We start from the raw sequence: 13566 nt of genomic DNA, 5'->3' as shown, positions 1-13566 counted from the left end.
GGAGTTCTGGCTTCTTATTCGATGTTTTGCACTTGTTCGCGCATCTGCTCGATCAGCACCTTCATGTCGACGCTGATGCGGGTCAGGTCCAGCGCTGCAGATTTGGAGCCCAAGGTGTTGGCCTCGCGGTGCAGCTCCTGGATCAGGAAGTCGAGGCGCTTGCCGATATCACCACCCTTGGTCAGCAGACGGCTGATCTCTTCCAGGTGCGAGCGCAGGCGTGTCACTTCTTCTGCCACATCGATGCGGATCGCAAAAGACGTGGCCTCGGTCAGCGCACGATCCTGGGCTGCTTCTGGTGAGACGCTGCCGGCGCTCAGCGCCATCGCCTCTTGCCAGCGCTCCAAAAAGCGCTGCTTTTGCTGCTTGACCAGTTCGGGAATCAGCGGCTCGGCCTGGTCGGCCAGCTGGCGCAGCTGCTTGATGCGGTCTTGGAGCATGTCGGCGAGCCGCTTGCCTTCGCGCTGGCGGGCGTCGAGCAGGGTCTTGAGAGCTTGCTGGCACAGCGCGGCCACGTTCTCAGCCCAGTTCTCGGGCAACTCGATGCTGCCGCTGCCGCTCAGGCGTAGCACTTCTGCGACAGAGAAGGGCTGGGCTGCCGGCATCCAGGCCTTGACGGTGTCCTGGAAGCTGCCCAGCTGCTGCAGCAGGCGGGGCGATGCGACCGGCACGCTGGACGCGTGTTCACTGTTGATCAGTACCCGCACTTCCACCTTGCCACGCTTCAGACTATTATCTACCAGAGAGCGTAACTGAGGTTCGCAGCTTCTGAGGTCTTCCGGAAGCTTAAAAGATAAATCGAGAAAACGGCTGTTAACCGAGCGAATTTCCAGTCCGACGCGCCAGAGGGAGGGAGCATTGTTGTCACCGTCAGGTGGGATGCTTTGCTGGACAGAGGCATAGCCTGTCATGCTGTAAACTGGCATAGGACTGTATGAGGTTGCTTGCAATCGCGCTCATTATCAGGCTTCTCATATACCTGCGTTGTTCATCAAACTATGTCAAAAGTAAAGCCAGCGCCGCTGCCAGCCAATACCGTCATCGGTGGCTACCGTATCGTGCGGCGCATATCGGCAGGGGGGTTCGGGGTGGTCTATCTGGCGCTGGCGCCCGATGGCCAGCAGGTCGCCATCAAGGAGTATTTGCCGTCCAGCCTGGCCACCCGTGCGCCGGGTTCGCTGTCCCCGAGCATCGAGCCCGACAAGCTGTCTCTGTACCGATTGGGCCTCAAGAGTTTCTTTGAAGAGGGCCGCGCGCTCGCCCAGATCTCGCACTCTTCGGTCGTCAGTGTCTACAACTTCTTCCGCGAGAACGACACCGTCTACATGGTGATGAACTACCTGCAAGGGGCCACCTTGCAGGATTTCGTCGTGACCGCCCGCGATCTGAAGGAAGCCAAGGTCTTCCGCGAGTCCACGATCCGCTCGCTGTTCGACGAGGTGCTGCGCGGTCTGCGCATCGTGCACCAGCACAAGATGCTGCACCTCGATATCAAACCGGCCAACATCTTCATCACCGACGACAACAAGGCGGTGATGATCGATTTTGGCGCGGCCCGCGAAGTGCTGAGCAAGGAAGGCAACTTTGTCCGTCCGATGTACACCCCCGGCTTTGCCGCCCCCGAGATGTACCGCCGCGACATGGCGCTGGGCCCCTGGACCGATATCTATGCGATTGGCGCCTGCATCTATGCCTGCATGCAGGGCATTCCGCCCAACGACGCACCCAAGCGCCAGGAAAAGGACCGCCTGAGCCTGGCCATGTCCAAGGTGCGCGGCGTTTACTCGGACAACCTGATCGAACTGGTGGAGTGGTGCATGGCACTGGATCCCCAGGCCCGGCCTCAGTCGGTGTTCCTGTTGCAAAAAGAGCTGGCGCGCGAAGATGAGCGCCGCTATACCAAACTGACTGTCTCCGAGAAGGTTCGTATGTCGATTGATTCGCTGGTCAGCGATACCAAAAAGCGCGTGGGCGGAGGCCAAACCAAATGAAGTTCTCGGTCTTCCAGCTCAGCCGCAAGGGCGGGCGGGAAAAAAACGAAGACAGGATGGGGTATAGCTATACCAAGGAAGCCTGTCTGTTTGTCGTGGCCGATGGCATGGGAGGGCATCCGGAAGGGGAAGTGGCCGCGCAACTGGCGTTGCAGACCGTGTCGCTCGATTTTCAGCGACTGGCGCGCCCCAAGCTGGAGGACCCGGCCGAATTCCTCGAGAATGCGCTGCTGTCGGCGCACCACAATATTCTGAAATACGCGATCGCCAACCAGATGGAAGACCCGCCCCGCACCACCTTGGTGGCCTCGGTGGTGCAGGATGGCAATATCTGGTGGGTGCATTGTGGCGACTCGCGCCTGTACCTGGTGCGCAGCGGCAAGGTGCTGGCGCGCACCCGTGACCATTCCTACATGGAGTTGCGTGGTTCCGGGGTGACCAGCATCAACCCCGACCGCTTCAACCGCAATGTGCTGTTCACCTGCCTGGGCAGCCCTTCGCGCCCGTTCTTTGATGTGGCCGGTCCCACCGAGATGCACCGCAGCGACCGCATCATGCTGTGCTCTGACGGGCTGTGGAGCAGCGTCTCCGAGACGGTGATTGCGCGCGAGCTGGCCAACAAGTCGGTCTCCCGCGCCATCCCAGACCTGATCGATGCGGCCCTGCGCAAGGCCGGTGCCACCAGCGACAACGTCACGGCGGTAGCGATGGAGTGGGAAATGCCCGGTGCCGAGCGTTTCGAATCGGACGAGCCGGTGAGTGACACCTTGCCGCCACCGCTCGAGCCCGATGCCGGTGGCAAGGCCGAGCCTCGGCCGGATGCGCCCGCCGCATAAGCCCGGCATGCACTGCGTTTTGTCGCTCCGCTGATAATTCAGCCTGTCCTGCATGGCGGCGCAAGGCCGCCATGCCTGTTTTTACTTTTCTCCAAAAAGCAGCGGGCTGCGCAGGTGAACCTGCCGCGGCCGCTGGTGTCGATCCATGAAAATCGTTCTCGCTTCCAACAACCCGGGCAAACTCGCCGAACTGCAGGCCATGTTCGAGCCGCTGGGCGTCACCCTGGTCCCCCAGGGCGATTTGATGCAGGGCGAAGCGCCCGAGCCTTATGGCACCTTTCTGGAAAATGCGTTGACCAAGGCCCGCTTTGCGTCCGAGCACACCGGCCTGCCCGCCATTGCCGATGATGCCGGTCTGTGCGTGGCGGCCTTCGGCGGTCTGCCGGGGGTGGATACCGCCTACTACTGCACCCAGTTCGGTTACGAGAAAAGCGATGCCAACAATGTGCGCGCGCTGCTGGAACAGATGCAGGGCGTGACCGACCGCCGTGCGGCCATGGTCAGCACCTTGGTGGCGGTGCGCCACCCCAAGGATCCGGAGCCGCTGGTCGCGGTGGGCCGGGTGGCTGCCGAAATCACCACCGCGCCGCTGGGCGAGGGCGGCTTCGGCTTCGACCCGGTGCTGCTGATCCCCGAGCTGGGCATGACCTTTGGGCAAATGGCCACCGAGGTCAAGCATGCGCACAGCCACCGTGGCCGCTCGTCGCGCCAGATGATGGCACTGCTGCGCGACAGCTGGTTGGCCGGCACGCCGCTGGTGGCGGCGGCGCCCAAGGACTGAGATGGCGGTGCATATTCCGCTGCAACCGGCGCAAGCGCCAGAGCAGGTGGTGCAGCGCGATATCCAGCACTACATGCGCCCGGGCACCTTGCAGCTGCCCAGCCTGCCGCCGCTGTCGCTGTATGTGCATCTGCCCTGGTGCATCAAGAAATGCCCGTACTGCGATTTCAATTCGCATGAGGCGCGGGACGGCCGCCATGCGGTGCCCGAAGAGCGCTACATCGATGCGCTGATTGCCGACCTGGAGCAGGCCTTGCCGCTCGTCTGGGGGCGCAGCATCCACAGCATTTTTCTGGGGGGCGGCACACCCAGCCTGTTTTCGCCGGAATCGATTGACCGGCTGATCTCGGCCATCCGTGCGCGTCTGCGTGTGGAGGCCGGTTGCGAGATCACGATGGAGGCCAACCCCGGCACCTTCGAGAAGGACCGCTTCCGGGCCTTTCGCGGTGCGGGCATCACCCGTCTGTCGATTGGCGTGCAGAGCTTTGACGACCGCTTTCTGGAAGCCATCGGCCGCGTGCACAACGGCGCGCAGGCAATGGCTGCGGTTGAAGAGGCCGCCAGCAGCTTCGAGACCTTCAACCTGGACATCATGTATGCGCTGCCGGGCCAGACTGCCCAGGACCTGGCGCGGGACCTGGATACGGCGCTGGGCTTTGCGCCGCCGCACATCTCGATCTACCACCTGACCATCGAGCCCAACACCTTTTTTGCCAAGTACCCGCCGGCCGTTCCGGAGGACGATGTGGCCTATGCGATGCTGGACCAGATCACGGCGCGCACCGCGCAGGCCGGCATGCAGCGCTACGAGGTGTCGGCCTATGCCAAGCCGGGCCATGCCTGCGTGCACAACAGCAACTACTGGCTGTTTGGTGATTACCTGGGCATTGGGGCGGGCGCCCACAGCAAGCTGAGCTTTGCCCACCGCGTGGTGCGCCAGGTGCGGCTGCGTGATCCGGCCCGCTACATGGCCCAGGCGCTGCAGGGGAATGCGCTGGCGCAGGACGACGAGGTCAAGCGCGCCGATCTGCCGTTCGAGTTCATGCTCAATGCGCTGCGCCTGCGCGAGGGCTTTGCACTGCAGGATTACCTGGACCGCACCGGCCTGCCGCTCAGCTCCATCGCCAAGGCCTTGCACGAGGCCGAGGCCAAGGGGCTGATCAAGCTGGATTTCCAGAAAGTCACCCCCACAGAGCGTGGATTCGACTTTCTGAGCGATCTGCAGGAGCTGTTCCTGGCCTGACGGTGGGGCGCCCAACGCCCCATTTTTTACCGACTAGTCAATATGTGGACTGCGCAGGCCCTACGCAGAGCGTATAGATATCGCGCACAATAGCGCCCGCTGCTGAGCAACCATGCCGCCATCCGTGCGGCATTTTTGTGCGCGCAGCGGTCATAAAACCTACTACAAAGCGCATTTCATGTCTTCATCCGCTGCCGGGTCTGCCGCTACAGGCACTGCCTCCTCCTCCTCCGATACCGTCAACCGCTATGGCTGGAAGGCCTTGGCTGGTTCGGCCGTGGGCTACGCCATGGACGGTTTTGACCTGCTGATCCTGGGCTTCATGCTCAGCGCCATCCGTGAGGATCTGGGGCTGACGACGGCGCAGGCCGGATCGCTGGTCACCTGGACCTTGATCGGCGCTGTTGTGGGCGGCATCGTGTTCGGCATGCTCAGCGACCGCTATGGCCGCATCCGCGTGCTGACCTGGACCATCGTGCTGTTTGCCGTGTTTACCGGGCTGTGTGCGTTTGCGCAGGGTTACTGGGACCTGCTGGTCTACCGCACCATCGCCGGTATCGGCCTGGGGGGCGAGTTCGGCATTGGCATGGCGCTGGCAGCGGAGGCCTGGCCGGCGCGTTACCGGGCGCGTGTCTCGTCCTATGTGGCGCTGGGCTGGCAGGTGGGGGTATTGGGCGCCGCCTTGCTGACGCCATTGCTGCTGCCCTATATCGGCTGGCGCGGCATGTTCCTGGTGGGCGTGATCCCGGCCTTTGTGGCCTGGTTCATCCGCAACCGTCTGCATGAGCCCGAGGTGTTTGTGCGCAGCCAGGAGAAAAAGCAGTCCGTGCTGCAGTGCTTCAAGCTGCTGGTCAAGGACCGCGCCACCACCCGCATCAGCATCGGCATTGCCGTGCTCACCTCGGTGCAGAACTTTGGCTACTACGGCATCATGATCTGGATGCCCGCCTTCCTGGCCAACAAGCTGGGCTTCAACCTGACCAAGTCCGCGTTGTGGACCGCCGTCACCATCCTGGGCATGATGGCCGGCATCTGGATCTTTGGCCAACTGGCCGACCGCATCGGCCGCAAGCCGAGCTTTCTGCTGTTCCAGGCGGGAGCGGCGCTGATGGTGCTGTTCTACTCGCAGCTCAACGACCCCATCACCATGCTCTGGGCCGGTGCCGTGATGGGCATGTTCGTCAACGGCATGATGGGCGGCTTTGGCGCCTTGATGAGCGAGGCCTACCCGACCGAGGCCCGGGCCACCGCCCAGAATGTGCTGTTCAACATTGGCCGCGCCGTCGGTGGCGCAGGTCCGGTGGTGATCGGCGCCATTGCGGCCCAGTATTCGTTCCAGATGGCCATTGGCCTGCTGGCTGCCATCTATGTGCTCGATGCGCTGGCGACGGTGTGGCTGATCCCGGAACTCCGGGGCAAAGAACTGCACTGAGCCCAGGCCCCAGGAGGCTAGGACTGCGGCTGCTGCACGCCTGGGTAGGTGGCCGGCGCCTTCGGAATGTGCAGGCTGAAGCAGGAGCCCTCGTTGACCCCGCTGGTGACGCTGACAAAACCCTGGTGGCGCAGCACCACCGTCTGCACAAAGCTCAGGCCCAGGCCGATGCCCGAGATCTGCGGCTGGCTGTTCTGGTGGAAGCGCTGGAACGGCTGAAAGAGCTTGTCCAGCTGCTCCTGCGTCATGCCAAAGCCCTGGTCGCGCACTTCCACCTGCCAGTACTCGCCATCATCGGCAATGCTGGCCTCCACCACCGTGCCGCTGGGGCTGTACTTGATCGCGTTGCCCAGCAGGTTGACAAAGCAGCGCTGCAGCAAGGACCGGTCTCCGACGCAGACGATGTCGGTCTCGGCGGCCTCCAGCGCTCCGGGCAGGTAGCGTGCCTGGATTTTCTTCTCCGAGGCCTTGGCCCAGCAGTCGTCAACGGCTTCCTGCAGCAATACATCGAGGTTGAGCAGCTGCGGCTGCATGGCCTGCGACTGGGCCGAGGCGAGCTGGACAAAGCTCTCGGCCATCTCCAGCGACTGGTGCGCCAGGCGGTTGATCTTGCGGTGCAGCTCGGCCTCGCTCATCTGGCCGGGGAATTCCTTGTACATCTCCAGCAAGGTGATGATCGAGGACTGGGGTGAGCGGAAATCATGCGAGATGAAACGCAGCGCCTGGTCGCGCTGCTGCTGCGCCTTGTGCAGCTCGGTCAGGTCCACCAGCATCAACAGCCAGCCCGCAGGCGCCGGTGCACGAAAGGCCTCGGCCAGCAGCAGCCAGGGGTGGTCCTCGCGGTCGAGCACCTCGCACTCGGGCGGCAGGGCGCGCAGCTGCTCGGCGCTGGCAAACGACAGCACCTGGCCCGAGTCCTTGGTGCGCATGCCCTGCAGCGCCGACTGGATCGCGATCAACCCCTGGCTGGGCACGCCCAGGTTCTGCAGGTAGCGCACGGCGGCGGCATTGTGCAGGCTGACCATGCCCAACGGATCGACCACAAAGGTGGGCGAGGGGATCTGGCGCAGCGTATCGCGCACAAAGCCGTGCATCTGGCGCAAGGTGTCGGTGGCGGTCTCCACCGCCTTGATGCGCCGCTCCAGAAAGTCGTCCATCAGCAGGCCATTGCGCTGCGGGGCGCTGGTGGTGTCCAGCGCAGCGCGCAGGTTGTGCATCTCCTGCTGCAGGAAACGCGCGGCCGCGCTGAGGCGCCGCCAGCTCCAGATCGGGTAGATGACCAGCAAGCCCACCAGTGCCGCCCCGGGCGCCAGCTGCAAGCCGGCCCAGCTGCGCAGTGCCAGGCACAGCGCCAGCAGGCCCGCAGCCACAGTCATCTGCGCCAGCAGGCCGGCCATCGGCCCCAGCAGTGCAATGGCCAGCAGCGCCAGCACAATCGCGGCCAGGTTGACGGCCATATTGCTCCTCAGCGATACGGCATGCACATGCTGGTTGGACAGCTGGGAGTCGAGCGCATGGGCGATCAGCTCCACGCCCGCGATATGCCGCGATGCGGGCCGCGCGGGGCTGGCAAAGTAATCGCCCAGGCCCGAGGCGGTGGCGCCCAGCAGCACATACTTGCCGCGAAAGCTGTCGGCGGGTATGCGTCCCGTCAGCACATCTTCGGCCGAGTACATGGTGTAGGGCCGGTCTCCTCGGGCAAAGTTGAAGATCTCGGGCGAGCGCTGTACCCACTGCTCTCCGGGCTCGGGGGGGCGCGTGCCCTGGCACAGCGCATGGCTCTGGCCGCTGGCACACAGCATGGCAATGCTGAAATGGGGCCAGGGCCCGGTGTCCTCGCCTTGCGCGCCGGAGTAGCGGCGTATCACTCCGTCGTCATCGACGGTGACGTTCACATGCCCGAGCTGGCGCGCCGCCTCGCGCAGGCGGGCGAGCGGCAGTTCGGCGCCGATGTCCACATTGGCCATGCGCCAGTCCACCGGCAGCACGACATGGCCTGCCTGCGCAATCGCCTGCGCCAGCAGGACATCGTCCTCAGGGTGCTGCAGGTCGGGTTCGCTGAACAGCACGTCCACGCCCAGGGCCTTGGGGTGCTGGGCGGCGATGCGATCTATCAGCTGCGCATGCACGGAGCGGCGCCACGGCCAGCGGCCCACGCTTTGCAGGCTCGCATCGTCAATCGCAACGATGACGATGTCATCGCGGGGCACAGGCGCGCTGAGCCAGCCGGTGATGTCCTGCACAAAGGTATTGATGACACGGGGCTGCTCGCGCAGGCTGGCCCAGGCCACCAGGCCCAGCAGCAGCGCAGACAGCGTCAGCCACTCCAGCCAGCGCAGCTGGGTCCGGCTCAATGAGAAAGAGGGTACGGCCATGGGCGGTTCAGTGAACGCGGACAGCGCACCGTCAGGGGCGCTGTCCAGGTCGGCGTACCCTTAGCGCGGGCTGAGAACAGCTTTGCCTTCACCGGTTCTGAGGACGGTACCCGCGCCGGTGACGACCGAGGGCTCGACAGTGAGCTTGCGCGGATCGGAGTAGCGGCTCTTGAGGCCCGAAGGGTCCAGCACCTGGATGCGCACATAGTAGTCGCCCGCGACCAGGGGGTCCGATGTCCACTGCGGCTGGTCGAGCTGCGTGCTGGCCAGCGGGCTGGCAAAGGATTCGTCTTTGGCCAGCTGCAGGTTGAAACGCTGGTTGGGCTCGGCCGGCCAGGACAGCTGCAGCAGGTTGGGGGCGCTGGGCTCTGCCGCATTCAGCGCATCGGCGCCCAGTACCGCCGGGTTGCTGCCGGTCTTGAAAGCCTGTGGCTGCGCAAACGGGCCTTGGTCCAGGCTGCCGTCCGCCAGCCGGCGCACGCTGGCCGCACGCCAGAAATAGTGGCCCTCGCCCAGGCCGGTCACGCTGGCCTGGCAGTTGTCCACCACGCCGGAGTCCTGCAAGGGTTGCGAGAAATCCCGGCTGGCAGAGACCTGGATGCGGTAGCCCGCAATGCCCGAGCCGCCCTCGGTGCAGAGCAGCTCGCCATCGGACAAGCCGATCAAGCCATCCGGGGCAGGGCTGGAATAGAGCGGCGGGATGGGAGTCGCCTTGACCTTGATGGTCTGCACCGCCGGCTTGCCTGGTATGTCCTGCGCGTCGAGGGCGCGTGCACTCAGGTAGTAGGTGCCGTCCGGTACGGCCTCGAATCGGAAGCTGGGGCTGGCATGGCTTTGGCGCAGGATCACGCGGGACAGATCCGCGTCGAGTGCCAGCAGCACGGCATACTGCCGAGCACCCGGCACCTCGCCCACTTGCAGCGTCAGAAAATTGGCGTCTTCAAAAACGGCGGGGTTGCGCTCCAGGCTGGGTGCCTCCAGCAGGGCCACCGGCGTGCCCACCTGGCCGCTTGCCTGCACTGCCACACCCGATCCCGCCGGTACCAGGGCCTGCTGCGCCGGCTGGCGCTTTGCCGTGTAACCTTGCACCTGCACCACGCCCTTGTCGACGGCGGTGATGGCCTTGCCGGAATCCGTCACGCTGACCGAGAACACCGTGCCGCGCACGCTGGTGGTGGCCATCGGCGTCTTGATCTCGAACTTGCGCTTGCGGCGCTGGTCCACCACGGGCGTCACATGGGATTCCAGACCGCCCTGGCTCAGATCGAGCACCGACTGCTGCTCGTCGGTGCGGCTGTTCTTGCGCAGCTCGCTGAGCTTGAGCTGCGAGTTCTCATTGATGCGCACCGAGCTGCCATCGGCAAAGCGCAGGCTCACATAGCTGCCCGCAGGCACCTGCAGCTCATCGCCCTCGGTCAGGATCGTGCCCGACGCTGCGCTCTGCCAGTCGCTGCCGGACTGCGGCGAGCGCATGCGTGCAACGCCCTTGACATGGGTGATCGTCACCTCCTGGTAGCCCACCATGTGGGCAGGAATGACGATGACCGAGCCCACCCGCAGCCGCAATGGATCCTTGACGCCATTGAGCGTGCCGACGGCGCGCCACTGCTGCGGGTCCTTCAGATAGCGCTGGGCCACGCCTTCAAGCGTGTCGCCGCTGACGACCGTATGGCGGATATCGGGCAACTGGTCTGCCGACGCCCCCAGCGCGAGACCAGGGGCGGCCACGCCAATGGCCAGCCAGATGGCAGTAGACAACGGCAGACGGAAACGAAACAAGATGGCTCTCCTTCAAGCCCGGCGGCCAGGCCGGGCAGGTGGTCGGGATGCATCAGCGTAAATACGGCCAACACGTGTGGCGTGTTGGCCGTATGACGCGCTGCATTTCCCTGCAGACATTCAGTCGGGCTGCGTCTCGGACAGCGGTTTGACGGCCTCAAACCGATAGCCCACTCCATACACTGCGGTGATGATGAACCCGTTCTCCGGACGCAGATCCAGCAAGGTACGCAGCCGCGATACATGGGTATCGAGCGAGCGCGAGATGACATCGGAGTTCTGGCCCCAGATGATTTCGCGCAAATGGTCACGCGACAGCAGGCGCCCCATGTTCTGAAACAGAAACAGCGCCAGATCGTACTCGCGGTTCTTCAACTCCACCAGCTTGCCGTCAACTTCCAAGGCCCGCGAATCGGACAGGAACTTGTAGCGGCCAAACTCCAGCGTACCCTTGGTGGCCGCAGGGTAGGCGCGGCGCAGCAGCGCACGCACACGCGCGACCAGCTCGGCCACCCGCAGCGGTTTGATCATGAAATCGTCCGCTCCAGCCTCCAGTCCCTCGACGATGTCCGCCTCACCATGGCGGCTGGTGATGAAGAGCACCGGCAACTCCTGGTTGACGTTCTCCCGTATCCAGCGCACGACCTGCGGTCCCGTGGTGTCCGGCAATTGCCAGTCCAGGATCAGCAGGTCGTAGGTTTCGCGGCGCATGTCCTTGATCAGCGAGGCGCCAGAGGAATGGGTCGTACAGGCATGGCCCTCCGCCTCCATGGTCTTGGAGAGCATATCCAACACCACCAGATCATCATCCAGTGCCACAATTCTCATAACAGCTCACTCCCACAAAGCTCAATAGCTTGCTTTTATTCGATGGCTCAATAATAAAAGCAAATTGAATCACTCGCTCCACACTGCGTTAAACGGGTAAGTTGCCACGGCGGTGACAGCTTCAACAATTAGTTGCAAATGCAGTATAGGCAGTCTCTTAACTCTCGGCTATCTCTTTGAGCGCCAACTGCACATCCGACAGGGAGCAGCTGTCACCCAATTGCAGGTTGTCCATGGCCTCGGGCAGGCTCTGTGGCTGCGCCTGCAATTGTGCAATCATCGCGCCCGCGTCCCTGGGCGCATCGAATCCCAGGCTCTGCAGCAGCACGGCGCCATCGGCCCGCACCAGCTTGAAGTAGAACTTGCCGTCCTTGTCGCGGTACTGCTTGAATGCAGCGCCCGCCTGCCGGGTTGCCGCCTTCGGCGTATCGGCATGGCTGGCCACGGTCAGTGGCCGCAGGCCAACAGCGGCACGTAACTTATGTAGTAAAGGGCCTGAATATGTTCGTGCTTTTTCTGCACCTTGGCGCAAAATGGCCTCCACTTCCTGGGGGTGGGCCATCAGGTAGTTGTAGCGCTCACGCAACGGAGCGAGCTCACGGTCAATGCATTCGAACAGCAAGGCCTTCGCATCTCCCCAGGCAATGCCGTCTGCATAGGCCTGGCGCAAGGCCGCTGTTTCCTCGGGGGTGGCAAACGCCTGGTACATCTGAAACAGAGCCGAGCCTTCCACTTCCTTGGGCTCGCCGGGCGCGCGCGAGTCGGTCACGATGCTGCCGATCAACTTCTTGAGCTGGGCCTGCGTGGAGAACAGCGGAATCGTGTTGTCGTAGCTCTTGCTCATCTTGCGGCCATCGAGGCCGGCCAGGGTCGCCACATGGTCGTCCACTGCTGCCTCGGGCAGCACGAAATGCTCGCCGTACAGGTGGTTGAAGCTCGAGGCCATGTCACGGGCCATCTCGATGTGCTGGATCTGGTCACGGCCCACTGGCACCTTGTTCGCGTTGAACACCAGAATGTCTGCGCCCATCAGCACCGGGTACATGAAAAGGCCTGCGGTGACGCCGTCATCGCCTTCCTTGCCGGATTCGGCATTCTTGTCCTGCGCGGCCTTGTAGGCATGGGCGCGGTTGAGCACGCCCTTGCCGGTCACGCAGGTCAGAAACCAGGTCAGCTCGGGAATCTCCGGGATATCCGACTGGCGGTAGAAGGTCACGTGCTCGGGGTTCAGGCCTGCGGCCAGCCAGCTCGCCGCGATTTCCAAGGTCGAGCGGTTGACGCGCTCGGGATCCTGGCACTTGATCAGCGCGTGGTAGTCGGCGAGGAAATAGAAGTTCTCGACATCGCTGGCACGGCTGGCGGCGATGGCCGGGCGCATCATGCCGGCGTAATTGCCCAGGTGGGGCGTTCCAGAGGGGGTGATACCCGTGAGATAACGTGTCTTAGTCATAACGATCCATCAATATGCGTTGCGGCGCAGGGCGGGCGGTGCAGGCGGTCAGCTGAAGGGCATCAGCACCACGCTGACAACGGCGTAGCCCAGGCTCATCAGGGGGCGCATCCAGAAGGTGCTGACGACCCCTGCAATGACAAGACCCATGACGATGAAAAATCCATAAGGTTCAATCTTGGAGACGGCCACCGCCTGCTTGTAGGGCAGCAGCCCCACCAGCACACGCCCGCCATCCAGCGGAGGCAGCGGAAACAGGTTGAAGGCCCACATCACTAGGTTCACCAGCACACCGGCCTGCGCCATCTTCAGGAAGAAGCGCTCATCGACGCCAGAGGCGACCAGAATGCCGTAGACCACAGCCCAGAGCAGGGCCTGCACAAAATTGGTCGCAGGGCCGGCCAGCGCCACCCAGATCATGTCGCGTTTGGGGTTGCGCAGGTTGCCAAAGGCCACGGGCACGGGTTTGGCGTAGCCAAACACAAAGGCGCCCGAGGTCATGAAATACAGCATCAGCGGCATCAGGATGGTGCCGATGGGGTCGATGTGCTTGAGCGGGTTCAGCGTCAGGCGGCCCAGCATGGCTGCCGTGTTGTCCCCGAAATGGCGCGCAGCATAGCCATGCGCTGCCTCGTGCACGGTGATGGAGAACAGCACCGGCAGTGCATAGATCAGAACGGTTTGTATCAGGTCAGCGTTCACGGAGAAGGCGGGTCATCAGTAAGGTGAGAAAGGGCGCGCCACAGCGCACCAGGCAGTGGCGAGCCTATCAGATTTGCCGGTGGCCTCTGCGCAGCGATGGCAATGGCCGTGGCAAACGTTTGCGCAGGCCGCCTCAGCAGGGCCCACCC

At 63.6% G+C, this 13566-nt stretch carries 11 protein-coding genes; 5 read left to right on the top strand and 6 right to left on the bottom strand.

All coding sequences use genetic code 11. The annotated features are described in order from the left end of the window. Positions 1-14: 14 nt before the first annotated feature. Complete coding sequence (locus ACCQ08_RS02720; RefSeq protein WP_239811077.1) at positions 15-926, bottom strand: YicC/YloC family endoribonuclease; 912 nt, start codon at positions 924-926, stop codon at positions 15-17. 72 nt (positions 927-998) lie between these two features. On the opposite strand from ACCQ08_RS02720, the gene ACCQ08_RS02715 reads away from it, so the two are divergent. From ACCQ08_RS02715 to ACCQ08_RS02695, 5 genes are all read left to right on the top strand, one after another. Beyond that, on the top strand, positions 999-1991 hold the full coding sequence (locus tag ACCQ08_RS02715) for a serine/threonine-protein kinase (RefSeq protein ID WP_239811078.1): 993 nt from the start codon (positions 999-1001) through the stop codon (positions 1989-1991). After that, entirely contained in the window at positions 1988-2827 is an 840-nt protein-coding gene (locus tag ACCQ08_RS02710) for a PP2C family serine/threonine-protein phosphatase (protein WP_239811079.1), read from the top strand. Before ACCQ08_RS02715 ends, ACCQ08_RS02710 begins: the two co-directional genes overlap by 4 nt. Before the next feature lie 145 nt (positions 2828-2972). Then, on the top strand, positions 2973-3608 hold the full coding sequence (locus tag ACCQ08_RS02705) for a non-canonical purine NTP pyrophosphatase (protein WP_239811080.1): 636 nt from the start codon (positions 2973-2975) through the stop codon (positions 3606-3608). A gap of 1 nt (position 3609) precedes the next feature. Continuing rightward, positions 3610-4851 carry a radical SAM family heme chaperone HemW gene (gene hemW, locus ACCQ08_RS02700; RefSeq protein ID WP_373448780.1) on the top strand — a complete coding sequence of 414 codons (1242 nt, stop codon included), beginning with the start codon at positions 3610-3612 and terminating at the stop codon, positions 4849-4851. Positions 4852-5140: 289 nt separating this feature from the next. Beyond that, positions 5141-6283 carry an MFS transporter gene (locus ACCQ08_RS02695; RefSeq protein ID WP_373448835.1) on the top strand — a complete coding sequence of 381 codons (1143 nt, stop codon included), beginning with the start codon at positions 5141-5143 and terminating at the stop codon, positions 6281-6283. A 17-nt stretch (positions 6284-6300) separates the two neighbouring features. Here the strand turns inward: ACCQ08_RS02695 and ACCQ08_RS02690 are convergent, their stop codons facing one another. The 5 genes from ACCQ08_RS02690 to ACCQ08_RS02670 form a co-directional block, all read right to left on the bottom strand. Further along, entirely contained in the window at positions 6301-8658 is a 2358-nt protein-coding gene (locus tag ACCQ08_RS02690) for a CHASE2 domain-containing protein (protein WP_373448779.1), read from the bottom strand. A 60-nt stretch (positions 8659-8718) separates the two neighbouring features. Then, positions 8719-10437, bottom strand: a complete 1719-nt coding sequence (locus tag ACCQ08_RS02685; RefSeq protein WP_373448778.1) for a FecR domain-containing protein — start codon at positions 10435-10437, stop codon at positions 8719-8721. Between the two features lie 120 nt (positions 10438-10557). Continuing rightward, positions 10558-11265 carry a response regulator transcription factor gene (locus ACCQ08_RS02680; protein ID WP_239811084.1) on the bottom strand — a complete coding sequence of 236 codons (708 nt, stop codon included), beginning with the start codon at positions 11263-11265 and terminating at the stop codon, positions 10558-10560. A 157-nt stretch (positions 11266-11422) separates the two neighbouring features. Beyond that, a complete protein-coding gene (locus ACCQ08_RS02675) occupies positions 11423-12715 on the bottom strand; it encodes a tryptophan--tRNA ligase (RefSeq protein ID WP_373448777.1) in 1293 nt (430 codons plus the stop codon). Positions 12716-12763: 48 nt separating this feature from the next. Beyond that, the gene (locus ACCQ08_RS02670; RefSeq protein WP_239811086.1) at positions 12764-13417 is read right to left on the bottom strand and encodes a site-2 protease family protein; all 654 of its coding nucleotides are present in this window, start codon (positions 13415-13417) and stop codon (positions 12764-12766) included. Positions 13418-13566 lie beyond the last annotated feature (149 nt).

Origin of the sequence: Comamonas sp. SY3, from assembly GCF_041730275.1 — a bacterium.
Taxonomy (GTDB): domain Bacteria; phylum Pseudomonadota; class Gammaproteobacteria; order Burkholderiales; family Burkholderiaceae_C; genus Comamonas; species Comamonas sediminis.
Note: the sequence above shows the minus strand (reverse complement) of the source record. Positions and strands in the feature narration are given on the sequence as shown.